The sequence below is a fragment of the Komagataeibacter diospyri genome (assembly GCF_006538165.1).
Lineage (GTDB): Bacteria > Pseudomonadota > Alphaproteobacteria > Acetobacterales > Acetobacteraceae > Komagataeibacter > Komagataeibacter diospyri.
Window position 1 is genome coordinate 1 of sequence record NZ_BDLU01000067.1, and the last position, 26,844, is coordinate 26,844.

Below are 26,844 nucleotides of genomic sequence, written 5' to 3' on the forward strand. Positions count from 1 at the left end.
TATCTTTATCAATGCTCATGCGGGGGCTCCTCTTCGAGCAGATTATCACTGCACCGCACAAAATTCAGGATAGTCCCGTGTGCCTTGAGGTACGTCGCATCAATCATAATGGTCTGGGGCTCTGCTTTTTCAGCAGACAGGCCATCCATCATCCGCATAAAAACACCCATTTCGCCCCAGCGCTTCCAGCGACTGTAGAACGTCTTGTGCAGCCCATATTCCCAAGGCGCAGCGCGCCAGCACAAGCCGTTCCGATTGACAAAAATGACGCCGCTCAGCACGCGGCGGTCGTCAACGCGCGCTCTGCCGTGGCTCTTTGGTAAAAAAGGCTGCAGACAGAGCCATCTGTTCGTCTGTCAGCCAATATAGATCACTCATCTTCAGCCTCCTCGCAGAGCCTGAATCAGATTTCCTCTCTCACATCAATGGGTCCTGAGCCTAAACTGTTCTGCTCCCTATCCATGCACCATGGGAGCATGATACTACCCCCATGGTGCGGACAGGATACCAGTCAGTGAACTGGCCTGCCCCCGCCAAGCTCACCAGTTAGAAACTGGGCGCGTCCATTGCCAAAGGACCAGTGGGCATCTTCATTTTCGACAACAGATATCATGACATCAGACGGGGCAATCCCGCATTCCTGTTCCAGCCGTTCAGTCAGCAGGCGGTAGAATTCGGCCGTCTTGTCAGCACCGCGGGGGCGGCTGAACATCTGCACGACCACTACCTTGTCCGTGCGCGGGATATCAAGTCCCGTATCCTCCACAATCATGCGCGACGGCTTGTATTCCGATACAAGCTGGTAACGGTCACGACGCGGCACGGCGAATGCTTCCAGCATGGCTTCATGGGCAGCGTCGAGAAGGGTTCGGATTTCAACATCCGTACGCCCTTCCAGCAGGTGAAAATGTAAAAGCGGCATCAATTTTCTCCTTGTGAATGAAAGGAAACAGGCGCGCCGTCCTGACCGGCGCAACCTGTCCCCGCAAACGGGCATGCGGCAGGATCTGCCATATTCCCCTTTTTCCCCGACAGGTTCATTTCCGGCCGACCATATCCGTCAGCCCATCTGTCGGGACCGTTGGCGCGCTGGCCGCGCGTCGGCGCTTTGGGGCCAGCATGACGCTTTCGATCTTCTCCAGCGCGATGCCTTTCGTTTCCGGCACATACCGCTCAACGAACCACCACGAGAAAAGTGTAAAGAGCGCAAAGAGCCACATCGGCAGCGCGCCATGGAACATCGCGTCAAGCCTGTGGTTCTGCGCCATCATCGGGAAAAGCTGGCTGACAATGAAGTTCATCACCCAGTTGGCCGATACCGCGATGCTCATGCCTACGCCACGGATCCGGTTGGGAAAGATCTCGGCGATCAGCACCCATGTCAGCGGTCCCCATGACAGGCCGAACAGCAGCATGTAAATCAGCATGCCCACCAGCGCGGAATACCCATGCGTCTGTGTATAAAGCGCCCAGGAGGTGGCCAGTAGCCCGATAATCATGCCGATCGAACCGAACCGGAACAGCGGCAGCCGGCCCTTGTGGTCGATAATCCAGCTTCCCAGCACCGCGCCCGATACGGATGCCACCCCGATCCATATGGTCTGGAACAGGGCGTTCTGCACGCTGCCACTGACCGAACCCAGCACCAGAGGTGCATAGTACATCATGCTGTTCACGCCCGTAAGCTGCTGCAGCATGGCGACCATGGCCCCCACGAAGATGATCCACCTTGCCCCCTTTGAGGCGACCGCCCGACCCAGATCGGATGTCTCGATCTTGTGTTCAAGCGATTCCTTGATTTCCGTCAGGACCGATCGGGCATGATGTTCATTGGAAATGCGGGTCAGGGTCCGCATCGCATCGTCATCACGGCCACGCAGGACATGCCAGCGCGGGGATTCCGGCATGAAGAAAATCGCGATGCAGAATACGATGCACGGTATGACTTCCGATCCAAGCATCCACCGCCAGCCCACGTTCATAAGCCATGCCTCGCTGGCGCTGCGGGCGATCAGGTAGTTGACGATAAAAACCATCAACTGGCCACCCACAATGGCGAACTGTTCCATGTACAACGCCCGTCCGCGCATGTCTTTTGGCGATACTTCGGACATGTACATGGGTGAAATCGAGGACGCCACACCCACCGCGACCCCGCCGATGAAGCGATAGACCACGAAGGATGTAAAACCAGTCGCCAGCGCCGCTCCGATCGCCGATCCGGTAAACAGTGCGGCGGACACGGCCAGAGTGGGGCGGCGACCAAAGCGGTCCGCCAGCCAGCCAGAAACCCCGGCCCCCAGGATACAGCCAAGCAGCACGTTGGAGACCGCCCAGCCGATTTCTGCCGGTGAAAGGTGGAAATAGGACTGCAACGATCCAACCGCGCCCGAAATCACCGCCGTATCATAACCGAACAGGATGCCACCCAACGCCGCAATTGCGCATATTCGCAGCACGTAAACCACATCATGCCTGTCCGATTGGACAAACATGATATTCTTTATGGGTTCTTTCATCATTACCACTCCAACAGTCATTTGTTCTTGCTGTTCTGTTCAGGTAGAGTGACGCAGGAATACATCCTGCGCCGTTCAATGAATCCAGTCGCAAAGTATGCGGCGCGGTGGCGGCCTTCGCCCGGAAACCACGCCTGCGGGCCTGTCCTTATCCCTGTCTGACGCACGGACCGCGCCCTGTAACGTGCTGGCTGCGGCCACCATGGCTCCATCCGGACCGGATGCGGAAAAAGTTTCATGGCTTTTTCCAGAAGCAGAAAGTCACGAAACCAGAGTGAAAACGAAATAAAAAAATATGGGACAGACATTGAATAATGCATTCAACGCCTGTCTCCATTTGTGGTTTTTGAACAATTATTTATTTATGAAAAAATGGATCAGTCCCGCAGGTATCGACATTATATTGCTGAACAAGACCGAACGTACGCTACGGGCGCCAAAATACGTTTATTCATGCTGTGTTTCGAATATGTCGGAAGGTGCCATCTGCTCCTTTACTTTGCCCCCTGCCCGCCATCCCTGTACAATTTCATAGGAATGCGTGTGAATTTCGATAATGGTACCGAACGGATCACGGCAGTACACCATCCTGTAAATCCCGGATGGAGGGCGATCATCCCATATCTCTGAAATCTGCGCGCCTCCTGTTTCAACAATCCGGTTGATCAGCCCTTCTATATCCGGGTCCGTTATGCATATGTGAAAGGGACCGGGCTGATCGAAACGGATATCGGTCGTGCCGGACAGGGAACCGGGCAGAACCGGCTGAAACAGTTCAATGCCCACACCCCCGCCCGTTGAAAGATGCGCAATGCGCACGTGCTGACAGCGTTCTCCCAGCGCATCCTGAAACTGCGCCAGTGCCGGTGGGCTGGCAACCAGATCGAACGGACCACTGAACAGCCGATAGCCCAGAACCTCCCCATACCATGAAATGGCACGGTCGATATCCGGCACGCTGATACCGATATGATTGAGGGGCCGGGGACAGGTCGTGAATATCATGATTTCTGTCCTTGCATAAATTCAAGACCGCATGGTTACGGGTTACGAAACGGCCTGTGGCATCAGGCCAACCAGGTCGCTTTCCTGTGGTTCCTCTACCGGGGGCAGAATGACGATCTGGTCTTCATGTATCCCCTGTCGCGCAGCAAGCTGCGGCAGGGACTGGGGGCGACCGGTACGCAGGGCGGCCTCCACCGCGACCAGGATACGGACATCACGCAACCCGTCTTCACCATCGGGTTCCGGATCGCGGTCATGCAGGATACATTCCGAGAAATAGAAGGTTTCCCCCCCAAACTGCTCGACAGGGCCGTGGACATGTCTGTCTTCCTTTCCGTCAATCAGCGTGGTGTAGGTAATGGCGACAGACGGACCAAAGGTATAGCAAGGCCCAACCTTGACGCTGCCCATGCTGCCGAACAGGGTCAGACCTTCAACCGGTGCGCAGGCATAACTGACCATGAAATCGGCAACCCGGCCATCAGCAAACCGCAGCACGACCGAAACCGTATCGTCAAAATTGAAGCTCCGGCCCGGTGTGCTCGTGCCAACGGCCGTGACCTCCACTGGTTCGGCCCCGAACATATGGCGGACCGCATTGATCGGGTAATTGCCAAGGTCCGGTACGGGGCCTGACCAGTACCCACCGTGGGCACGATGGTTTGACTGCGGCACATCCTGCCCGAATACCGAACTGAACCCGACAAGGGTGCCGAAATCCCCATTGCGGCAGCGTGAAACCAGTTCCACCGTTCCCGGCTCACAATGCAGGCGGTAGGCGATCATAAGCCTGCCGCCCCCCCTGCGCTGGGCCTGCAGGATCGCTTCGCAATCCTCCACACTGGTCGCCATGGGTTTTTCAAGCAGAAGATGCAATCCCGCTTCCAGCACCGGCACCGCATACTGCCGATGCAGCCCGTTCGGCGTCGCCAGATAGACCGCGTCAATATCCCCCGACGCCAGAAGATCCGGTAGTTCATCATAATGCCAGACCCGGACACCGTAGCGGGTCTCAAGGGCTTTCGCCTTTTTCATGTCGCCGGTCACAAGGGCTGCCAGGGTGGAATTGGCAGCCCGCTCGATACCGGGAATAAAGGATTGCTGGGAAATCTGCCCGCACCCGATCACGGCGTAGCGGATCTTCCTGTCATGTGTCGACGCGTTCATGGGAATTCCTCCATGAAATGATGGGACGTGTGGGCGTCACGCCTGCTCGTGCTGCCGATATTCCTGCCGGTGCAACGCCCTGTCCGTCGGTACATCCCGCCAGGCAGCGGCCCGGCTTGAGGCATGAATGGCTTCCACCAGTGTCTGGATGCGCAGGCCCGCGCGGAAATTGAACGGTTCGGGCTGATTGCCAGCCAGTGCTTCCAGATATCGTGCGACTTCTATCGCCTTAAGGTCATTGAATCCCAACTGGTGACCCGGCGCCACGCAGAACAGTCCGTAGGGCGCGTGATCAGGCCCGGCTTCAATACGGCGGAACCCCTTGCGTCCCCGCGCATCAGCACTCGAGAAGAAATGCAGTTCATTAAACCGCTGCTGGGTAAAGGCCAGCGCGCCCTTCGTGCCATATATCTCGAAATCATGCTGCATGGTCCGCCCGGTCGCGATCCAGTTGCCTTCGACCGAACCCGTCGCCCCGTTTTCGAACCGCAGGAAGGCGCGCCCTATATCGTCCACCTGCACCGCACGGGTTCCGCCTTTCCCGTCCGGTCGCGATCCGATCACCGTAACGCAGTCCCCCATGACCTGTGTAATCGCGCCTGCCGCCGGTCCCATCAGGTATTCGGCAGTAGCCAGCGCGTGGCTGCCAATATCGGCCAGCGCCCCGCCACCCGCGGGGTCAAGGCGGAACGTGAAGGGCGATGTGGCGTCCGCCATGTAATCTTCCGCATGCAGGCCACGATACCCGCGAATTTCACCCAGTTCACCCGCCGCGATCATGTCACGCGCCAGCGCGAACATGGGGTTGCACAGGTAATTAAAGCCAACCTGCGTTTTCACACCCCTTGCCTCTGCCGCTTCGGCCATTTCACGCGCATCCGCGGCAAGGGGGGCCAAGGGTTTTTCGCAGTAGACATGCTTCCCTTCCGTTATTGCCGCAAGTGCCATTTCCTTATGCAGGGCATTAGGGGCAGTAATGTTGATCACGTCTATGTCGGGATCGGTCACAAGGGCCCGCCAGTCACCCGTCGAGCGGGCAAACCCCAGCGCTCCGGCCGCTCTGGCGGCAGCTTCTTCCGAAATATCGGCCAGACAGACCAGTTCCGGCTGAAAGGGCAGGTCGAATACCTTTGATGCAGTTGAATAGCCAAAGGCATGGGTCCGGCCCATGAATCCGCTGCCAATCAGGCCAATACGCAGCTTACGTTTGGTCATTTGACGAATTCCCTGTTCACGATAAGGGTGGGATCAAGTGTGCCAGCAAAGAAATCCAGGACATTTCGTACGCAATGGATCGCCATACGCTCCGCCGCCTGTGCGGTCAGTCCGGCGATGTGGGGCGTCAGGATGACCTGATCCAGCCCGATTAACGGATTGTGGACGGATGGTGGTTCGGGATCGAACACATCCAGCCCCGCAGCTGCGATACGCCCGTTAAGGATGGCCGCAGCCAGCGCGGCTTCGTCCACGATGCCACCACGCGCGGTATTGACGATGATCGCCCCTGACCTGACGCGCCGCAGTTCAGCTTCACCAACAAGCGGCCGGTCGCCCTTGGGCACATTGACCGAGATGATATCAGCCCATTCCAGCCCGTCATGCAGGTCCGCTACTTCCCTGACCGGACCGGCGGGCCATTTTCCCCGGGTGGACAGATAGGGATCATAAGCCCTGATTTCCATGCCAAAGCCTGCGGCCATGGTGGCAAGATGCCGCCCGGTACGGCCATAGCCCAGTATCAGAAGCCGCCTGCCCCCCACTTCGCCCGCCATGAGCCTGTTACGCCAGTCCCACTGGCCGTGGCGCACGGCCTGATCCGCGCGGACCAGATATTTGGCACAGGCAAGTATCAGGGTCATTGCATGTTCAGCGACGGAAACCGAATTGACGTCGCCCACGATACACAGGGTGATGTCGCGCCTGTCCAGCGCGGGCAGGTCAATGCCGTCATAGCCCACACCATGCCGGGAGACGACCCTGAGCCGTGACGCCCTTTCCACCGTCGCTGCGGACAGGGGCTGGGTGCGCAGGATCAGGCCATCGACATCGGCCATGAACGGGGCATAGCTTTCCTCCGATATCTCCTCCACATAATCATAGGTCACGCCGGGAGTACGGTCGAGCAGCGCAAGACCCGCCGAATGCAGGCGCCCTGCGACCAGTATATGGGGCATCAGTAGCCTCCTCCCCCTTGCAGCACCGTCACGCCATCACGGCTGACAAGCTTGCGAAACTGCGCAACACTGGCCCCGGCAGCAGCAGCCAGCAGGCGGGAATCTCCCGATACGGTGGTCATGTTGAAACCCCACCCGATGGCACGCGCGGCGTAATCCGGCGTGCCGCAATGCAGGGCAGCGCGAATGCCACTGTCCTGACAGGCCGCGATGATCTCGTGCAGCCTGTCGATCATTTCCGGTTCCTCCCGATCGAAGCCGGGAGCCAGACGTCCACCCGCAAGGCTGAGCGTCAGATCCGCAGGCCCGACATAAATACCGTCAAGTCCCGGGGTTGCGGCAATTTCGGTCAGGTTATCCATGCCCTGCTGCGTCTCGATCATGGCAAAGGTCAGGATTTCGTCATTGGCCTGGCTGGCATAATTGCTGCCTGCCGCGAATGAGACGCGCGTCGGACCAAAACTGCGTTGCCCATAGGGTGGATAGCGCATGTAGCTTACGAATTCAGCTGCCTGCGCCGCCGTATTCACCATGGGACAGATCACGCCGTATGCCCCGGCGTCTAGCATTTTCATGATGACACCGGGTTCGAGCCACGGCACCCGGACCATGGGCACGACGCCGGATGCACGCATGGCCTGCATCATGGGCAGCACGCTGGAGTAATCAAGCGCACCATGCTGCACATCTATTGTGACTGAATCATAACCCTGGGCCGCCATGATTTCGGCCGTGAAGGGATTGCCGATGGAACACCAGCCATTGAGCGTGGGTTTCCCCTGGGCCCATAGCTGTTTGAGGCGATTGGGGATCATGTCAGAATACCACCTGTGCCAGTTTTACATCCAGATAATCAAGAATGCCCTCGCTGCCCCCTTCCCGGCCCATGCCGGAGAAATTGGTGCCCCCAAAAGGGGCCTCGGCTGCCGCAAGAGCCGTGGAATTGATTCCGACCATGCCCGCCTTCAGCTCCGCCACCGTGCGGCGCGCCCGTGCGGGCGAACGGGTAAAGGCATAGGCGGCCAACCCCATGTCGGACGCATTGGCGCGGGTCAGGACTTCGTCATCACTTGAAAAACGGGTAATCGCGGCAATCGGCCCGAAGTTTTCATCCACCATCACGCGCATGTCATCCGTTACTTCGGTCAGAACCGTCGGTTCATAGAAATAACCATTATTGAACCCCGCGGGCCGCTGACCACCGGTATTCACCTTTGCGCCACCAGCCACGGCATCGGCAACAATGGCCTCCATTTCCGCCAGGCGGTGTCCGTTGATGAGCGGGCCCATGTCCACGCCATCATCCAGTCCGTCCCCCAGCCTGATCGCCTTCGCGCGGGTAACAAACCCCTTCACAAACGCATCATGCAGGCGGTCGTGGATGAAAAAACGGTCAGGCGCCACGCAGACCTGGCCGGTATTGGCGAATTTCGCCTGTGCCGCGGTATTCAGGGCCATATCCAGATCGGCGTCATCATAGACGATCAGCGGTGCATTCCCGCCCAGTTCCATCGACACCTTTTTCATTGTATCCGCTGCATCACGGATCATCTGCTGCCCGATGCGCGTGGAACCGGTCAGTGAAACCTTGCGCACAAGCCTGGACGCCATGATCGGCCGATAGGTTGCATCCGTAGACCCCACGACCAGATTGACCGTACCCGGCGGCAGGTTTCCCGCCCGACAACAGTCAACCATGACCATCGCGGTACCCGGTGTCTGGGAAGACGGCCGGGCAATGACCGGGCAGCCCGCCGCCAGCGCGGGCGCTATCTTGCGCGCCAGAAGGGACGCGGGAAAGTTCCATGCCGTAAACGCCGCGACAACGCCGACCGGTTCATGACTGACCTCGAAACGGCCAGACGGCACGCGACTTTCTATAATACGCCCATAAATACGGCGGGCTTCTTCCGCATACCACCGGAACTGGTCAATGCTCAGCCCCCATTCCCGACGCGACTGCGCCAGCGGCTTGCCAGTTTCGCTGGAAATCATCCGGGCTGCTTCCTCCGTGCGCCGGATCATTTCATTGGCAATGGCATGCAGGGCTTCAGCGCGATCATGGGCGGGCGTGGTGGACCATCGCGCCAGCGCCATATGTGCCGCGTCAATGGCAGCCTGCGTATCCACCACGCCAGCACCGGGCACTTCGCCAAGTGGACTTTCTGATACCGGGCTTATGACCGGTTCGGTTTTTCCTTCCGACGCCTGACGCCATTCGCCATCAATAAACAACCCGAAATTCGTGTACATTATTGGGCCCTCATTATTTTTGTGACACGACATACGGCGACTGACCTGACCGCCTCTGCGGTGGAAGCAGGCGGAACGTCATGCACGCCCGCAGGTAAAACTGCCCATCAGTCCCGTTCTGGCCCTGCCGCCCAACACATATCCGTCAGCATTGACGGCACCAGAACCATCTTTTCCATGCATCCCGACAAAAAAACGGGCATCCGCCCCATCAACGCAGCCATGGGAATATTGTGAACTGCCCCGGCATTGCGGCGTTCACCACCGGCAAGCCAGCAATCCGCCTGCGTCTGTTGGACGGCGTTCCCAGTCATCGGGCCGGATCAGCAAGCTCCTCTCTTCCTTTTTTACATTTGCAATTAGTGTTGCGTATTTATTGTGTTGTCAACGTATATTGCAATTAGATATGGTGACCGCAACCCGCCAAGGGAGGAAACAGAAATGACACAGGCGACAATCCGCCTCACTACAGCCCAGGCCATCGTGCAATGGCTGGTTAATCAGTTCACCGAAATCGACGGTCAGCGCGTCCCGCTTTTTCCTGGTGTCTTTGGCATTTTTGGCCATGGCAATGTCAGTTGCCTGTCCGAGGCACTCGAAGCCGTGCAGGACAGACTCCCCACATGGCGCGGACAGAATGAACAATCCATGGCATTGGCCGCCACGGGCTTCGCCAAGGCCCGGCGACGACGGCAGGTCATGATCGCCGCGTCCTCCATCGGGCCGGGCGCGCTGAATATGGTGACAGCCGCCGGCACCGCGCATGCGAATCGTCTGCCTTTACTTCTGCTGGCTGGCGATACATTCGTAACCCGCCTGCCCGATCCGGTCCTGCAGCAGGTTGAACATTTCAATAATCCCACAATAACGGCCAATGATGCGTTCCGGCCCGTGACCCGCTACTGGGACCGGATCATGCACCCGGCGCAGATCCTTCCATCCCTGCCGCAGGCCACGGCAACAATGCTTGATCCGGGTGATTGTGGACCGGCCTTTATTTCCCTGCCGCAGGATATTCAGGAAATCGCCTTTGATTATCCTGTCACCTTCTTTGAAGAAAAAGTATGGGCCATTTCCCGTCCCCGGCCGGACCGTCGCAGGCTGGCGCAGGCGGTGGACCTGCTGAAAACGGCCAGGAAACCACTCCTGATCGTAGGCGGCGGCGTGCGGTATTCACTGGCGGAAGACGCGGTTGCCGCATTTGCAATAAAACGTGGCATCCCGATTGTGGAAACGATCGCGGGCAAGGGCAGCGTCACGCATTATCATGAAGCGCATGCGGGGCCGATCGGCATTATCGGTTCCACCTCGGCCAATGCACTGGCGGGGGATGCGGATGTCATCGTGGCGATCGGTACGCGACTGCAGGATTTCACGACCGGATCATGGACTGTATTCAGCCAGACGGCACGGTTCATTTCCATTAACACGGCCCGGTTTGACGCGGTCAAGCATCGTGCGCTGGCGGTTGTAGGCGACGCGCTGGAAACCATAACCGAATTCGACGCGCTGCTGGGGGACTGGAAGGCGGACCCACAACGCATGCAGCGCGCACGGCATCTGTTTGGTGAATGGGATGACCTGCTGACGAAACTGCAGGCGCCCACCAACGCGCCCGTGCCGACATATGCACAGGTTGTGCACGCGGTGAATGATGCGGCAGGGGAAAATGATACCATCATTACCGCAGCTGGTGGCCTGCCCGGCGAAGTGTGCAAGGGCTGGCGGGTCAAGGCCCCCAATAGCTTTGACCTTGAATTCGGCTTTTCGTGCATGGGGTACGAGATCGCAGCAGGCTGGGGCCATGCCATGGCCAGTAGCGGGCCGGGTGGAACCGGTGGCACGCCCATCGTCATGATTGGTGACGGCACCTACATGATGATGAACTCCGACATCTATTCCACCGTGCTGACAGGCCATAAGATGATCGTTGTGGTCTGTGACAACGGTGGCTTCGCGGTCATCAACCGCCTGCAGCAGGCCAAGGGCGTGCCCGGTTTCAACAACCTGCTTGTTGACTGCCACGTGCAGAATCCCAGCCATCCCCTGCATGTCGATTTTGTAAAACATGCCGAATCCATGGGCGCGCTGGCACGCAAGTGCGACAGCATGGCCGAACTGTCTGCGGCCCTGGAATGGGCCAGGACCACGGACCGGACCACCATCCTTTCCATCACCACGGACGCCCACGCCTGGACCCCAGGCGATGCGGAATGGGATGTAGGTGTCCCGGAAGTCTCCACCCGCGAATCCGTGCGGGCGGCAAGAAAACAACAAGAAGAAATCCGCGCGAAACAGCGTGTGGGAGTGTAATGACCATGAAGGCAAAACTGGGTATCGCACCGATCGCATGGTGGAATGACGACCTTGCGGAACTGTCCGATGATGTCAGTCTTGAGGAATGCCTGCGCCAGGCCAGTGAGGCAGGCTTTACCGGCATGGAAACGGGACGCCGCTTTCCCATGGACATGAACGAACTGGGACCGACCCTGAAACGCTATGGCATTTCAGTGTGTGGGGGGTGGTTTTCCGGACTGCTGCTGGATGGGGACATGGAAGCGGAGAAAGACCGCATCCGCGCCCAGATGGATTTTTTCATTGCCGCTGGCGCGCCATGCATCGTTTACGGTGAAACCGCCCGTTCGATCCAGGGGATACGGTCCGCCCCGCTGACGACCAAACCGCGCCTTTCGGAAGAGGACATACGCACCTATGGTCGCAGGATGACGGTCTTTGCCGAATGGTGCGCCGATGAAGGCATGCCCCTTGCCTATCACCACCATATGGCCGCCCCGATCGAGACCGAGACCGAGCTTGACCTGCTGATGAAACATTCGGGCAAAGCGCTGCACCTGCTGTTTGATACCGGACACATGTATTTCGCGGGTGGCGATCTGCTGCGCGTAATCGACAGGCACCATACCCGCATCAGCCACGTGCATACCAAGGATGTACGCAACGCCGTGATCGATCGCCTTGACCGCAGCAGCGAAAGCTTCCTTGACGCGGTCGTAAAGGGTGCCTTTACCGTACCGGGTGATGGTTCGATCGATTTTCTGCCTGTTATCGAACGCCTTGCGTCCTATGGGTATGAAGGCTGGTTTGTTGTCGAGGCCGAGCAGGACCCGACCGTCAACCCACCGCTGGAAATGGCCCGCAAGGGACACGCCGCCCTTATGCAGCTTATGGCGCAGGCGGAATACAGGGTCGCGTCATGAACCGGATGGATGACAGGGTATGCGTGGTCACAGGGGCCACGCAGGGACTTGGGGCGGCTATCGCGCGCCGCCTGGCCGCAGCAGGTGCGGCAGGTATCGCCATTACGGGACGAAGCGAGGCCCGTGGGACGGCCGTGGCGCAGGAGATTTCGGACAGTTGCGGCGTGCCCGTATTCTTCATCCGCGCCGATCTTGTATCCGTCGCAGACTGCAGGACGGTCATCGCCCGGACGCATCACCGTTTTGGCCGTCTGGATGTGCTGGTGAATTCCGGCGCGCTGACGCAGCGGGGCACCATACTGGATACGGATCCCGACCTGTTTGACCGCATTTTCGCAACCAACGTCCGTGGGCCATATTTCCTGATGCAGGAAGCAGTCCGGCACATGATCCATGATGGAACCGAAGGGGCAATCTGCAATATCGGTTCCATCTCGGCGCTGTCGGGCCAGCCATTCATTAGCGCCTACTGCGCGTCAAAGGGGGCACTGGCCACGCTGACTGCCAATACGGCCTTTTCCGTCATGGCCAACCGGATCCGCGTCAACCAGCTTAATATCGGCTGGATGGCGTCGGACAAGGAACGCGAAATCCAGGCAGCCGAGACGAATGATCCTGACTGGATGGAAAAAGCAGCCGCCGGGCTTCCTTTCGGGCGACTTGTCGCACCGGAGGAAGTGGCCCGTGCCGTAAACTTCCTCGTTTCCGACGATGCCGGTCTCATGACAGGCGCAATCGTGAATTTCGATCAGTCCGTCTGGGGCGCAACCGCACGTGGCATGCCCGTCCCGGACGGGCCGATGCGCTGGCCCGTCTGATCCACCCAGCCCCGGTTCCATCGCAGCATCCGTTATTTTTGTGTAACGACGGGGATCCGGGGCTTGCGGGATTCATTTTGCAGGCGTGATGCAAGAGCTACGATCAGTCCCTGCGTCAGACACATGGGCGCCGCCAGAGAGCGCGAAAACGTATATTCATGCTCTGGCACAGAAAACAGCACGTCTGCGTTGCGTGCCAGGGGGGAAAGGGTGCTGTCACTGATCGCCACTACCGGTATGTTCCGGGTCGCGGTTTCTTCCATAATATTGACGACTTCACTGGCGTAGAAGCGGAATGAAACAGCAAACAGCATGTCCGTTGGCTGGATCGCCCGGGCCATGTGGGTTGCAAGACCACCCGCCGCATCCAGCAGGACCGCGCGTTTACCAAGCATTGTCAGCATATAGCGCAACAGTTCAACCACCGGCGCGGAACGTAGCTGACCGATCAGGTAAATCGTATCGGCCCGGTCCATAAGGTCAACTGCCTGCGCAATCTGTTCCGCAGTCACATTGGCCAGCAATTCCTGTAACGATGAGATATCACGCATGATCAGGTCATGCATGAATCCCATTTCGCTCCGGTCCTCACGCGTATCAAGTTCTTCCTCCAGCGCCCTGACACGGGCGCTGAACCCCAGGGCTGCCGTGGACAGGCGACGGCGGAATACGGCCTGAAGGTCCTTGAACCCCTGATACCCGAGGGACTGCGCGAACCGGACGCAGCCTGACGCATGCACGCCGCATTTCTCGGCAGCCACATGGACAGAATCAACAGCGACATCATTCGGATTCTGTGTGATATACAGGGCAATCTTCTGGTAGGAATTGCTCAACCGGGCATATCGGTCATGGATGACGCGGATCAGTTCCTCATATGTGACCGGAGGAGAATGTGGGATCTCTGCCTGTTTTTTTTTCGATACCTTCATTACTTCCTGACTATCGATTCTGGACAACGTGCCCCGGGCCGATGGCGCCCGCGCCACGTTAACATTATGATCGCAACGCCTTTCCTACCGGCGGAGACGGCGTAATACCATAATATTTTCTGGCTACTTGACCATATGCCGCTTTCCATAAAGATGCCGGTCATAAGGCAACCGCTTTTTTCGGGATTTCGTTGAAGGAATATAGGCTGCACTCCCGCATGCAGCAAGAGCATTGAAAACAGGCACTGCCGTAGGTGTTTCGTCCCTGGGCTTGATGGTGCATTATTTTCCCGCGAGTAGAAGGAATCTCTATGGGACAGATACATAATGGCAGCGTACCGACCGGGCCTGCTTTTCACGTATTTCGGCCTGAATCGGTTTTCCTATGACCTGCCGGCGCAACATACTGCCTTTTGGCGGCATGGGTCATCAGTTCATCACAGGCGGCTTTCGGCCATGCAGATTCAGCTCCGCCATGACCTGAGGCTCAGCCGTTCGAGGGTCCGACGCTCCACGTTTTCCTCAAGGAAAGCGTACAATCTTCCCTTCCGCGCAGCAATTCCGGGAAGATGCTGTCTTTCACGGTGATGGTCGAAGGATGTCTGCCCCAACCGGATCACCTTGCATAATATCTGTCACGATATCCCACGGTTCCGGCGGATCGCCTTTCCTTCGATAAAACGCGTGCGCCGGATCTTTTTCTGTTGTCTTTACAACAAGCATCCCAAACCGGCCTTCCATTCACCATGAAGGCCATCGTGACCTCCGTTCTTCAGAAAGGGAGCATTTTTGAGTGCCTGATCCCTTTCCGGAGGGGGACACTCATGCCGTTTAACATCCATGCCGCGTCATGCAGGTCATCGCAGCGATACCGTGCTCAGGTGACTTAAATCCAGGGGGCATCATGATTTCACCAGGTGATCACAAACCCGTTAATCATAACTGACTGAAATCAATCAATTCATTTTCAGTCAGCCCCCAGAGAACAGGATTACGATACAACATGAGCAGGCGTTTTACCTGCAAGGCAATCCATGATCTGATGGACGCACATCATCGCCATCCGCACCAAAGCGTCTTCGGTCGTTGCCCCGATATGTGGTGTCAGAACAAGTGACGGAGCTGACAGTGCTGGCTCATCAGGTGCAGGGGGTTCGTGTGGCAGGACATCAAGCGCAGCGGCCTGCAACTCTCCCGCAACCAGTAGATCCCGCAGGGCCTGCGTATCAATTGCGCTCCCCCGGCTTGTGTTCACGATAAGGCTGCTGGGATTCAATAATGAAAGATGGTGACGGTCCAGCAATGGTCGGCCGGATGCATCACCGGGACGATGCAGTGACAGCACATCGGCCTGTCGCAGAAGATCGCCAATATCCTCAACACGCTCGGCTCCATGGGCTGCAAAAACATCTTCCGGCACGCTGGGGGACCACGCCATGACCTTCATACCCAGTCCCGCCCCTGCAATCTGCGCCACATGCCGGGCAATGGCCCCAAACCCGACCAGTGCCAGCGTCCTGCCATGCAGCTCGATCCCGGGACCTTCATAACGGAAACCCCAGTTTCCCTGCCGGACGGCTGTATCGGCGGCACATATCCTGCGGGCCGCCGCCAGCATGAGGGCAATTGTCATCTCGGCTACAGACCGGCTGTTGGCATTGACGGCCCGCGTAACGGGAATACCGCGCCGGGCGGCGGCGGCAACTGCAATCCGGTTCGTACCCGATCCATGACAGGCAATAATGCGCAGGCAGGGAGCCGCGGCAATGGCGTCGGCGCTGAAGCCCAGATCACGGGTAATGACTGCCTCCGCATCCCCGACCTCTGCAATCACCGCCTCCATGGTTGGCTGACTGGCGAAGCGTGTCTGGAACCCCTGTTCGTGCATGAACCGGACGGCCCTAAGGTGAATGGGTTGCGTTATGAAACAGGTCGCCATTGGTTCAATCCGCATTATACGTAAAAAAGGAAGCGGATGCCAACAGGGCAGACAGCCGGTTCCCTGAACCCGTTCCCTGCCGCCTGCCTATCTGGCAACCACTAAAATAACAGGTGCAATTCAGCCCCGTGATGCGCGCTGGCGCAATAGATGTTCCAGCACCTGCACGCCATTCAGGAAATCCGGGAATTCCATGCTTTCGTCCGGGTTATGGCTGCCATTGGCATTCCGCACAAACAACATTTCGGTCGGAATCCCCTGCCCCGCAAATGTCGCCGCATCATGTCCGGCCCCGCTTGGCATCGAAATGGCAGGAATATCCAGGGCGCAGGCGATCTTCTTCGCGTCGGCCTGCAGTACGGCATCCATGATCGCCGGCGTGCTGCGCGTACGCGGACCAAGATCAACCGTCACATTGTATTCTGCTTCTGCCCGGCGCGCCTGTTCAATGACCAGCGCGTTCATGCGTTCGAGAAGGTTTTCATCACGCGAACGGATGTCAATGACCAGTTCCAGCCTGCCGGGAACGGCGGCAAAGTTGGCCTGTGCCGGATCGGTCTGGCACACGCCGAAGGTCAGGGTCATCTCTTCCCCCTCTGCTTCGACCTGTTTCCATGCCGTTTCCAACGCCATCATCATGCTTGCGCCCGCCATTACCGCGTCGGAGCGGAACCGCCGCGGCGTGGCGCCGGAATGGGCGTACTGCCCGTGAATGACAACGGAACGATAGCGCGTGCTGCCACAGATACCCGTCACGATCCCGACCGGCACATCGGCTTCGATCAGCACCGGCCCTTGTTCGATATGCAGTTCGACAAAACAGTCGATCCGCGCGGGCTGCAGCACTGTCGCCCTGCCACACAGGTCCGGCTGCGCGCCACAGGCCAGCATGTGGTCACGCAGGCTGACGCCATCATCACTGCGTGGGGTCGCCAGTGCCGTGGCGTCAAGCAGGCCGAAGGCCGTCCGGCTTCCCAGGTAGGACAGGGGAAACCACACGCTTTCTTCCGCGCGGGTCACAATCAAAGTGGCATCGCGTTCGGGCTGATACCCCGCCCGTGCCCATGCGCATAGTACAAGCAGCCCCGCTACGGCACCGGCCGCACCATCAAAGTTGCCACCACAGGGAACCGTATCCGCATGGGAACCGGTCATGACAACCGGCAGGTCACGGTTACGACCCGGCAGGGTGACAAACAGGTTGGCGGCCCAGTCCCTGCGGACCTCCAGGCCATGTTCCCTGGCTACGGTTTCAAACACGCCATGAGCAAGGTTTTCACCCTCGCTGTAGGACGGGCGCGTCATGCCCCGACCGTCAAAACCGATTTCATGCAGCCTGTCGAACACACTGCGCCCCAGATCGGGATCCAGCACAGGAACGACAGTGGCGGACACGGGAGAACTGGCCATTGTAGATCCTTACTGCTTGGTGAAAAGCTGCGTCATATCGGCGAATGCCTTGAATTCCAGCGCATTGCCCGCCGGGTCACAGAAAAACATCGTCGCCTGTTCCCCCGGCAGCCCGACAAAGCGGATGGTCGGTTCCATACCGAAGGAAACGCCATGGGCACGCACGCGCTCGGCCAGGATTTTCCAGTCATCCATGTCCAACACGACACCGAAATGCGGAATGGGCACATTATGGCCGTCAACCGCGCCCTTGCCCTCGTTACGATGGCAGGCATCAGGGATCAGATGTGTCACGATCTGATGTCCATACAGATCAAAATCGATCCATGTATCCGTGCTGCGCCCTTCCGGGCAGCCCAGAACGGTTCCATAGAATTTCCGTGCTGCAGCAAGATCATCGACGGGGAAGGCAAGATGGAAGGGATTAACCATGAATACACCATAAAATTACATGTAACGTATTCATATCATGCGACTTTTACACGAAATAACATGAATATATGACTTCATACGAAAGGAAATGTTTTCTATCTTCCCAATAGTGGAAAGCAGAGTTTTAACCCTGCTCCAGCACCAGCTTCCCGCCTTCGCTGCGGAATGTCGTCCCGTACGGGCGGCACAGTTCCGCGAAGCGTTCAAGGATTTCCTGACCTTCCCTGCCCTGCGCCAGAAACGGCAGCCCACGACGATGCGCGGACTTGCCCAGTCCTAGCGATACTGGATGGATTTCCATGGATGACAGCCTGCCATCCCCATCGAATTCACATACAGGCAACAGCGTCTCCCAGAAGCGGCGGTCGGCGGGGAAGCCCTTCGTATCGTTCTGCGTGCGGGTCTTGTACACCTGATGCGGCGTTACGTCGGTGCTGACCTTGTAAAAGGTATAGGAATCTTCAGGCAGCATATCGACCAGTTCATTCTGACCAATAAAGTTGCCAAGGCTGTAGAAGATCGGCTTGCCCTTGTACATCTCCATGCCCTTGAGCAGGTGCTGACCGTGGCAGACCACGATATCCGCCCCCTGATCAATCACATCATGGGCGAAGGTTTCAAGGAATGCACCGGGCTTTTCCCAACTGATATTGCCATTTTCGTCGTAACCGACTTCATGCGTGTGAACGCTGACAATCACTACATCGGACACGACCCGTGCCTCCCGCACCCAGCGCCCGATTTCTTCCAGGTCGCGCGGACTGGGCGTGGTCAGGATACGCGTGTCCGGACCTTCGACAAAACGGGTACCATCAAGTGTCAGCGTGCCTTCGGGCGCGGGATAGCCAAAGCCGAGCCTGATCTGCTCTTCCTTGATCTTTTCCAGCCCCAGACCGGTCGAGATGCTGCGCAGCATCTTCAGTTCTTCCGACCGGACCTGATAGGTCGTGGTGAAATGCAGCGGATTAAGGCCGGGCCGCCCCTGCATGCTGCGGGTCTGGTCCGCCGCTTCCTGCCCGCGGGCAAAGGTGGAACAGCACGACAGCATGCCAACCGTACCGTTAGGATGGCTGTAATAGGCGGGGCGACGCGCTTCTTCCAGCGTCAGGCCCACGCCAGCATAAAGGATCTCGCGCAGGTTCAGTTCCGAAATCGCCCGGCGCAGACCCGAAATGCTGTAATCAAGGCAGTGATTGGTCGCCGCTGCGAACAGGTCGAAGCCTGCAACCTGCAGTTCATCCAGAATCCATGGATGTGCACTGAAATGCGACCCGCCATGATCCAGCGCCGGATCACCCTGATAATCGCTGGGCATGATTTCCAGATTGGTGAATGACGCATCACAGTCACGGATCATGTCGAACAGCTTCATGCAGACCGGGTCCACATCCGTGTTCAACCGCCGCAGTACAATGCTGTCGCCAGTCAGGCAGACTTTCATTTTCTATTTCTTTCAGCTGATGATTACAGAATTTCGGCAGGTATTTCAGACACGGCACGCGTGCCGGTGATGGTTCGCGTGACCGACCACAGGATGGCGGCACCCACGGCCACCGTGCCCCCCATACACACCATGCCGGCAGACATGGTGCCCGTAAGTGATGTCAGCTTGCCGACAACCATGGGACTGACAAAACCGCCCCATAGTCCGATGGCATTGATCAGGGCGAACCCGCCAGTGGCGGCACTGCCCTGGAACACGTTGGCGGCCAGGGCCCAGAATACGACGTATGAGGCGTAGATCCCCGCCGTCGCCCCCGCCAGCACGACCATCTGCAGGGCAAATACATCCGGTATGACCGTGGTCAGGAGAAAGCAGCCAGCAGCCAGCAGCGCCGGGGCATAACAGTGAAAGCTGCGTTCCTTTTTGCGGTCCGACCGCGCGCTCCAGTACGCCATGGAGGCAACCGAGACGGCATAGGGAAAGGAAGAATACAGCCCGACTGCAAGCGGTGAACTTACGCCCGCTTCATGGATAAGGGAGGGCATCCAGAAATTCAGCATGTACATACCAGCCATCAGCGCGAAAAAACCCAGTGACAGCATGTAAATCGCCGGATCGCGCACAACAGCGGAAAATGTGCCGTGACGCACGTTCTCACGCACGCTCCATCCCTCGATTACCGTGCGTTCGCGTGGTGAAAGCCATTTTGCATCCTGCGGCGTGGAAGGCAGGACAAATACGATGATGAAACCAAGCAGAACGGACGGCAGCCCTTCCATCACGAACATCCACCGCCAGCCCGCAAGACCGCCCACCTGATCAAAATGCGTCAGCAGCCAGCCCGATACCGGACCGATCATGATCCCGGCGAGTGGTAGCGAAAGCTGGTGCCAGAAAATGACGCCCGACATCCGTTCAGCCGGATACCAGCGCGCCAGGTAATAGGTGCAGGTGGGTGCGAAACCGGCCTCGAACACGCCTAGCAGGAAACGCAGGATATAGAAGTTCTGCCGGTCATGGATGAAACCGGTCGCAGCCGATGTCAGCCCCCACAGGACCATGATGCGGGCGAATGTTTTCGGTGCACCGACTTTCGATGCCAGCAGGCTGATCGGTATTTCGAACAGGACCAGACCGATAAAGAAGATACCCGCGGCAAAACCGAACTGTGCTGCCGTCAACCCGACATCCTGCGAAATATGGGCCCGCGCAAACCCCAGATTGGTGCGATCTATGCTGTCCATCAGATAGATCACGATAATCCATGACATGATGCGCCAGTTCAGGCGGTGATACAGTCTTGTCTGGATATCTTTCATTGGCCCCATCCCATTTTCCCGGCCTGCGGTCCCCCCGATCATGTGGGGACCGCAGATGGCTTCAGGTCATTACGTGGTGGTCAGAAGTTGTAGGCGAAGCGGCCACCGACAAACCGGGGCTGGCCGGAAATACCCATGTTGACCGTTGTCGCAAGCGTCCGGCTGACGATGTAGTCACGGTTGAGGATATTGGTGGCGTAAGCCGTGACCGACCACGGCCCCTTGACCGGACGGAAGGTTACACTGCCGTTCATCAGGAAATAGGACGGCAGCAGGTAACCGCCGGTGCCGCGCGGCACGGTATCCTGCGCGCCACGGTATGAATAATCACCTTCCATGCGGATGACGTATTTGCGGAATACGGGTCGTGTCTCGTACGAAATGGTCCCGTTCAGCGTCAGCTTGGGAATACCCATGTCGGCACCATTATAGCTGTCGTTAAACGCCTTCCATTCATTATGCGCGGCTTTGTATGCACTGACTGCCTGCACGTTCAGCACCTGAAAATCATCATATGTGCCGCGCTGATAGCCCACATTCTGCGTCAGTGTCAGACCACGGATCGGATTGGCGCTGATGGACAGCTCCGTGCCAAAAATGTGCGAACGCGGCACATTTACATACGAGCCAACAGTGCCCCAGTTGGGAACCAGAATATACGAGAAGTACTGCTGGTCATGATAGGAATCCCAGAACGCGGCGCCGTTGATACGCAGGCGATGGTTGAAGAATTCGCTTTTGAACCCGACTTCATACGCCATTAGCCATTCCGGCTTGAAGCCTGCTGCCTGCTGTTCCGTCAGGGTGGTGTTGGCGGTAAAGCCCCCTGGCTTCACCCCACGGCGGATATCGGCATACAGCATCACGTTGGGCTGAACCTGATAGTTGATCCCGACCTTGCCCGAAAACTGGTTCGTCATGGTGCCATGATTGGAAAATGTCTGGGTATAGGTCTTGGCCAATGTGGTGGGGTTGTAACGATAGACGGCATCATTGATGAACTGCCGGTCATCGGTCTGGTGTTCCAGGCCGAAGGTCAGGCGGATCTTATGCGTCAGGCTATAGCTCAGGTTGACGAACTGCGCGAAATCCTGCTGCGGCTGTTCATGGGCACTGTTCTGGAAATAATCCTTGCCGGGACGGTCAGTATAATCGAACCAGTTTTCACCCGATGCGCGCACACGGTTGTAATACATGCCGGCGACCCAGTGCAGACGGTCATTGAGCACATTACCCGACAGGCGGATTTCCTGTGAAAAGACATTCATGCTGCCCGTCAGGTAACTATCCCCCGAACGGTAGGCTTCCGCATCACGATCGATATATTCATGCCGCTGCTGCTGCTGGAACGACGATACCGTGGTCAGGTGGCTCCACCCCAGGTCACGGTCGAAATCAATATTGATACCCCACTGCACATCATTGTACGACGGTTTACTTTTGGGGGAAATGCCCAGCAGTTTCGCGTATTGCGGGTTCAGGTTCCAGCCGGTGGCATAGATGTCGCGGTCACGCGGCAGGATGTTGCTGTTATCCCCCAGAATGAAACCCGCATCCGCCTCGGACGAATCCTGTGACCAGTTGCCCGTTATCTTGACATTCGTCTTGTCATCCGGCTGCCAGGCCAGTTTGGCGCGCAGGGCGCCCTCGTTTGCGCGGCCCAGCGATTCCCCGTTTTCACGGTTGTAGCGGAATGCACCGCCCTGCAGCATCTGCCCCGCTATACGGAACTGCAGGCGTCTGGTGATCGGGGCAGAAACATAGAAATTGGTCTTGCTGCGGGCATAGCTGGCAATGTCTTCCGACACGCCATAATGCAGGGTCTTGGTCGGGTCGTTGGTGGTGATCCGCACTTCACCACCGGTATCAGCCAGTCCGTGCTCAAACCCCACCGGGCCCGGTTCGACACCAATGGATGCCACATCGAACATCTGCCCTGAGCTCATGGACGTAATGGTATAGGGCACACCGTCAAAATAGGTCATGACGGATGACATGTTGTTCTGTGTGTAATCCTGCATGCCAATGCCACGCAGATAATAATCCGGAACGTTGGAACCGCCTTCGGTCTGGATGGTCAGGTTCGGGACAAGGTTCTGGATATCCTGAACGGTAGTGACATGATGCGTGACCAGTTCCTCCGCCGTCAGGTTGGTGATATTGCCTGCCTTGTGCTGGTCCGCACCAAAAGCGAACGCGCGACGTCCACGGGTGACCTTGATGACTTCAGGCGCAGCATGGGTCTGCACCGATACCGGGGATGCAGCATGCGATGCCACCGGCGCCTTGCCATGCCCAGCACCCTTTACATCATCTGCCAGGGCCGCTTCGACCGGCACACATCCGGTATAGACGGACAACATAAGGAAGCTGCGAAACGCATGCTTCATAACCGATTTCTGTCGCTTCTGCTGGATCGCAAACATCGTGAACTCCTGTTCCATACCACCGACCAGGGCGACCAGATCGGAACACTCATGTTGCGTATTCAGAACATATTCCTTTCGAAACAAACAGGCGTTACTTCTTGGTTCAAAAGATATTAAAACTATGCAATAACTTTTTTGTCCTGAACATAAATGGCTAAAAACTGCGGATTTATGATGATTTTCTCCTTACCCATATCAGAAAGACCACGATAAAAAGCATTTTGTTGTAACCAATATCGTATATGATCGCATAGTCGGAACGGGATTTGACATTATTATACCGTAACGTTTTGGCTGCCGCAGCAGCCATCCCTTCCCTTCCTACGGACTGGTTCATGGCAATGCGTAATCTCGAAGACATCAGCTTATATGTGGATGCTGCCGCACAGGCCGCCATCACATTGAGCGACGCCGTGTGGGACACACCGGAACTGTGTTACGAGGAAACACATTCATGCGCGCTACATACCGCGATGTTGCATGAACAGGGTTTTGCCGTCACCCCGCACCTGGTCGGCATCGCCACAGCAGTCATGGGTGAAAGCGGGCATGACGGCCCGGTCATTGCATTCCTGGGGGAATATGACGCCCTGCCCGGCCTTGCCGCGCAGGCTGGCGTCTGCCATCCCATCGCGACGGGTGATGCCAACGGCCATGCATGCGGGCATAACCTTCTGGGTGCGGCATCACTTCTGGCTGCAACCGCCATCCGACGCTGGCTTGCGGCAAACGGACTGCCGGGACGGGTACGTTATTATGGTTGCCCGGCAGAAGAAGGCGGAGCGGGCAAAGGTTTCATGGTCCGTGCCCGTGCGTTTGACGGAGTGGATGCTGCCATTTCATGGCATCCGACTGCTTTTTGTGGGGTATTGCCGCCCACGTCGCTGGCCAATATGCGACTGGATTTCACCTTTACCGGACGATCTGCCCATGCAGCGGCCAGCCCACATCTGGGACGTTCTGCGCTGGATGCGGTGGAACTGATGAACGTGGGCGTCAACTATCTGCGCGAACATATGCTACCGACATCGCGCATTCATTATGCCTATATCAATGCTGGTGGCGTCGCCCCTAATGTGGTCCAGTCCGAAGCCGTGGTGCGCTATTCCATTCGCACGGAAGAACTGGCTGACCTGTTCCCTCTGGTCGAACGTGTGCGACAGGTAGCACAGGGTGCCGCGCTGATGACGGGCACGACTGTCAATAGCCAGGTCACTGGCGGGGTTGCCAACCTGCTCGCCTGCCCACCGCTGGAACAGATCATGCAGGACAGTTTCGAACAGCTTGGCCCCCCCGACTTTGATGCACGGGAACAGGCTTTTGCCCGACAGATTCAGGCAACCCTGCCACCTGATGACGTGACTGCCGCTTTTAGGCAGATCGGTCAGAAACCACGCGACATCGCCTTGACCGATTTTATTCTGCCACCGGCCAGTACGTTCACCCTGGGTTCAACGGATGTGGGGGATGTCAGTTGGACCGTTCCGACCGTTCAGGCGCTGGGTGCTACATGCGCCATCGGTACCCCACTGCATTCATGGCAGATGACGGCACAGGGCAAATCGGCCATGGCACATCGTGGCATGATCCATGTCGCCAAAGCAATGGCAATGACCGCGTCCCGCCTGTTCCTGTCGCCTCAGATGCTGGAGCGTGCCCGCACGGATCACGCGCGCCGTCTTGGTGAATGCCCCTATGTCAGCCCGATCCCTGACGATGCCCACCCACCAGCCCAGGCACGGGTCAGGAACTGACACCTGTTCTGGAAGACAGTTCAAATCGCCCGCCTCCGCGGAAAAAAAGGGACTTCCTATGGACACGCGTTTTCTGGAAAGCTTTATCGCCATTGTGGAACGGGGTTCCATAGCTGATGCAGCCCGTCATCTTGGCCTGACGCCCGCAGCCGTTGCACAACGTATCAAGGCATTGGAAGACGAGATCAGACAACCGCTTCTGGTACGCGCCGGACGCAGCGTGACGCCGACGGCCGCAGGACTGGGTATTATTGAAAAAAGCCGCCTGCTGATCCGTGGGGTGGAAGATCTGAAGGCACTGGCCACGCATAATGAGTTTGCGGGCGAACTGAAACTTGGTGCAATCTCCACAGCCCTGACCGGCATCCTGCCCTTCATGCTGCGGAAGTTCCTATTCGATTATCCAAAAATTGATCTGCATGTAACACCAGGCCAGTCAACAAAACTGTATCATGAAGTGGTTGAAGGACAACTGGATGGCGCGATCATTGTCGAGCCACCGTTTGCCATTCCCAAGGCATGCGGCTGGAAGCGCATCCTGTCAGAACCAATGGTCGTACTGGTTTCCGAAGACTGCACCGAAATGGACCCCATAAAAATCCTGAAGAAAAACATGTTCCTTCGTTATGACCGTAACCAGTGGGGTGGTCGGATAGCAGATGCCTATCTGCGTGAAACCCGGATTTTTCCAACACGGCAACTGGAACTGGATTCACTCGAGGCCATAGCCCTGATGGTTAGTCAGAAAGTGGGCGTCTCCCTTGTCCCGGATTGGCTGAAGCCGTGGCCAGAGGGGCTCAGAATCCGTAAGATCCCGTTACCCGATACGCTGCTGCAACGTCACATTGGTGTATTGTGGCTGCATGCTTCTTCACATGCGAACCTGCTGCGGCAGATGGTCCCGCTCCTGCAGCCCCAACAACTTTAAGAATATGCAGCACTTTATTGTTTCAGACCATTTCTGTTTGATACGCATTCAAAAAACCTGTCATTGACCTGCAATAGACCATTTCCTCTTTTTTTTGGCTTTCAACATCAGGATTAAAGTCACTTCCCATGGACACGCGCTTTCTCGAAAGTTTCCTGATTGTGGTTGAACAAGGGTCAATTGCGGCTGCAGCGCGACAGTTAGGCCTGACACCAGCAACAGTGGCACAGCGCATTCATACGTTGGAACAGGAAATTGGCTGCAATCTGGTACAGCGCGACGGCCGCAGCGTTCAGCCAACCGAAAACGGGCTGGCCATTCTGGAACAAAGCAGCGCCATCATTACCAGCGTGCAGGATCTATGTGCAATTGCAACCAGCACGACCCCAACCGGAAAATTGAATCTGGGTGCGATATCCAGTGCTGCAAACGGACTTCTTCCACCATACCTGAAACTGTTTTTTGAATCTTTCCCTGGTATTGAACTACGCATTACGCCCGGTTCGTCCTCTGCCCTTTATAACGCAGTGATGGATGGCTTTATTGATGCTGCATTTATTGTAGAACCACCGTTTGATATTCCGGGTACCTGTATATGGCAGACACTGCGTTCGGAACCACTAGTCGTCATTACATCGGGAAACATCAAGGAAACCGATCCACACGAAATCCTGCGTAATTATCCTTTGATCCGCTATGACCGAAATCAGTGGGGAGGCCGGTTGGCGCATGAATATTTACGACGTAACGGTATCTGGCCACATGAGCGTCTGGAACTGGACTCCCTTGATGCCATCTCTGTTATCGTCAATCAGGGCACAGGCGTATCGCTTGTGCCAGACTGGGCGCTACCGTGGCCTGACGGAGTACACCTGAAAAAGATTGCATTACCGGCGCCTGCCCCCTGTCGTAAAATTGGGTTTCTATTCCAACGTAATACACCCCGACGAAAACTGATCAACAATCTGCTGGAAATTCTGCTTACGCCGCAAACCACCACATAAAGTAAAAGTGCTTCCCGCTTATTAGCACTACAGTTGCATTTTTCTGAGAGTTCTGAATCTATGGGTCACCATGATTCTGAACGAGATGAATGGCGCGGC

The 26,844-nt window shown here is 57.2% G+C and carries 21 protein-coding genes and 1 pseudogene; 6 read left to right on the forward strand and 16 right to left on the reverse strand.

The genetic code is table 11. The annotated features are described in order from the left end of the window. Nucleotides 1–71: 71 nt before the first annotated feature. The 9 genes and pseudogenes from MSKU9_RS16065 to MSKU9_RS16105 all read right to left on the reverse strand — a co-directional run. Nucleotides 72–378: pseudogene (locus MSKU9_RS16065) on the reverse strand (transposase); the annotation flags it as partial. Nucleotides 379–511: 133 nt separating this feature from the next. After that, nucleotides 512–922 carry a tautomerase family protein gene (locus MSKU9_RS16070; RefSeq protein ID WP_141262393.1) on the reverse strand — a complete coding sequence of 137 codons (411 nt, stop codon included), beginning with the start codon at nt 920–922 and terminating at the stop codon, nt 512–514. A gap of 115 nt (nt 923–1,037) precedes the next feature. Next, nucleotides 1,038–2,540, reverse strand: a complete 1,503-nt coding sequence (locus MSKU9_RS16075) for a sugar porter family MFS transporter (RefSeq protein ID WP_306343024.1) — start codon at nt 2,538–2,540, stop codon at nt 1,038–1,040. 426 nt (nt 2,541–2,966) lie between these two features. Next, complete coding sequence (locus MSKU9_RS16080) at nt 2,967–3,524, reverse strand: VOC family protein (RefSeq protein WP_141262395.1); 558 nt, start codon at nt 3,522–3,524, stop codon at nt 2,967–2,969. Nucleotides 3,525–3,566: 42 nt separating this feature from the next. Beyond that, nucleotides 3,567–4,691, reverse strand: a complete 1,125-nt coding sequence (locus tag MSKU9_RS16085; RefSeq protein ID WP_141262396.1) for a Gfo/Idh/MocA family protein — start codon at nt 4,689–4,691, stop codon at nt 3,567–3,569. A gap of 36 nt (nt 4,692–4,727) precedes the next feature. After that, nucleotides 4,728–5,906 (reverse strand): Gfo/Idh/MocA family protein, encoded by a 1,179-nt coding sequence (locus MSKU9_RS16090; protein ID WP_141262397.1) that lies wholly within the window; start codon nt 5,904–5,906, stop codon nt 4,728–4,730. Beyond that, nucleotides 5,903–6,865 (reverse strand): hydroxyacid dehydrogenase, encoded by a 963-nt coding sequence (locus MSKU9_RS16095; protein ID WP_141262398.1) that lies wholly within the window; start codon nt 6,863–6,865, stop codon nt 5,903–5,905. Before MSKU9_RS16095 ends, MSKU9_RS16090 begins: the two co-directional genes overlap by 4 nt. Further along, nucleotides 6,865–7,680, reverse strand: a complete 816-nt coding sequence (locus MSKU9_RS16100) for an HpcH/HpaI aldolase family protein (protein ID WP_141262399.1) — start codon at nt 7,678–7,680, stop codon at nt 6,865–6,867. The genes MSKU9_RS16095 and MSKU9_RS16100 overlap by 1 nt, the downstream gene beginning before the upstream one ends. Nucleotide 7,681: 1 nt before the next feature. Further along, nucleotides 7,682–9,118, reverse strand: a complete 1,437-nt coding sequence (locus tag MSKU9_RS16105; protein ID WP_141262400.1) for an NAD-dependent succinate-semialdehyde dehydrogenase — start codon at nt 9,116–9,118, stop codon at nt 7,682–7,684. Nucleotides 9,119–9,559: 441 nt separating this feature from the next. Between MSKU9_RS16105 and iolD the strand changes: the two genes are divergently transcribed. From iolD to MSKU9_RS16120, 3 genes are read left to right on the forward strand one after another with little or no spacing between them, the layout of a single operon-like run. Further along, nucleotides 9,560–11,431, forward strand: a complete 1,872-nt coding sequence (gene iolD, locus MSKU9_RS16110; RefSeq protein WP_141262401.1) for a 3D-(3,5/4)-trihydroxycyclohexane-1,2-dione acylhydrolase (decyclizing) — start codon at nt 9,560–9,562, stop codon at nt 11,429–11,431. A 5-nt stretch (nt 11,432–11,436) separates the two neighbouring features. Beyond that, complete coding sequence (gene iolE, locus MSKU9_RS16115; protein ID WP_141262402.1) at nt 11,437–12,336, forward strand: myo-inosose-2 dehydratase; 900 nt, start codon at nt 11,437–11,439, stop codon at nt 12,334–12,336. Next, nucleotides 12,333–13,154, forward strand: a complete 822-nt coding sequence (locus tag MSKU9_RS16120) for an SDR family oxidoreductase (RefSeq protein ID WP_141262403.1) — start codon at nt 12,333–12,335, stop codon at nt 13,152–13,154. The genes iolE and MSKU9_RS16120 overlap by 4 nt, the downstream gene beginning before the upstream one ends. A gap of 32 nt (nt 13,155–13,186) precedes the next feature. Here the strand turns inward: MSKU9_RS16120 and MSKU9_RS16125 are convergent, their stop codons facing one another. The 7 genes from MSKU9_RS16125 to MSKU9_RS16155 form a co-directional block, all read right to left on the reverse strand. Further along, nucleotides 13,187–14,086, reverse strand: coding sequence for a MurR/RpiR family transcriptional regulator (locus tag MSKU9_RS16125; protein WP_141262404.1), 900 nt, complete (start codon nt 14,084–14,086; stop codon nt 13,187–13,189). A gap of 991 nt (nt 14,087–15,077) precedes the next feature. Next, nucleotides 15,078–16,040 (reverse strand): NAD(P)-dependent oxidoreductase, encoded by a 963-nt coding sequence (locus MSKU9_RS16130; RefSeq protein ID WP_306343025.1) that lies wholly within the window; start codon nt 16,038–16,040, stop codon nt 15,078–15,080. 105 nt (nt 16,041–16,145) lie between these two features. Next, nucleotides 16,146–17,435, reverse strand: coding sequence for a Zn-dependent hydrolase (locus MSKU9_RS16135; protein ID WP_141262406.1), 1,290 nt, complete (start codon nt 17,433–17,435; stop codon nt 16,146–16,148). A gap of 9 nt (nt 17,436–17,444) precedes the next feature. Further along, nucleotides 17,445–17,867 (reverse strand): VOC family protein, encoded by a 423-nt coding sequence (locus MSKU9_RS16140; protein WP_141262407.1) that lies wholly within the window; start codon nt 17,865–17,867, stop codon nt 17,445–17,447. A 124-nt stretch (nt 17,868–17,991) separates the two neighbouring features. Beyond that, on the reverse strand, nt 17,992–19,308 hold the full coding sequence (locus tag MSKU9_RS16145) for a CapA family protein (protein WP_141262408.1): 1,317 nt from the start codon (nt 19,306–19,308) through the stop codon (nt 17,992–17,994). Nucleotides 19,309–19,331: 23 nt separating this feature from the next. Beyond that, a complete protein-coding gene (locus MSKU9_RS16150; RefSeq protein WP_162515751.1) occupies nt 19,332–20,630 on the reverse strand; it encodes an MFS transporter in 1,299 nt (432 codons plus the stop codon). 80 nt (nt 20,631–20,710) lie between these two features. Then, nucleotides 20,711–23,020, reverse strand: coding sequence for a TonB-dependent receptor (locus MSKU9_RS16155; protein ID WP_162515752.1), 2,310 nt, complete (start codon nt 23,018–23,020; stop codon nt 20,711–20,713). 380 nt (nt 23,021–23,400) lie between these two features. On the opposite strand from MSKU9_RS16155, the gene MSKU9_RS16160 reads away from it, so the two are divergent. From MSKU9_RS16160 to MSKU9_RS16170, 3 genes are all read left to right on the forward strand, one after another. After that, nucleotides 23,401–24,813: an amidohydrolase gene (locus MSKU9_RS16160; protein ID WP_141262412.1), complete on the forward strand. Its 1,413-nt coding sequence runs from the start codon at nt 23,401–23,403 to the stop codon at nt 24,811–24,813. Further along, nucleotides 24,776–25,741 (forward strand): LysR family transcriptional regulator, encoded by a 966-nt coding sequence (locus tag MSKU9_RS16165; protein WP_227002524.1) that lies wholly within the window; start codon nt 24,776–24,778, stop codon nt 25,739–25,741. The genes MSKU9_RS16160 and MSKU9_RS16165 overlap by 38 nt, the downstream gene beginning before the upstream one ends. Nucleotides 25,742–25,869: 128 nt before the next feature. Beyond that, nucleotides 25,870–26,745, forward strand: a complete 876-nt coding sequence (locus tag MSKU9_RS16170; protein ID WP_141262411.1) for a LysR family transcriptional regulator — start codon at nt 25,870–25,872, stop codon at nt 26,743–26,745. The last annotated feature ends 99 nt before the right edge of the window (nt 26,746–26,844 follow it).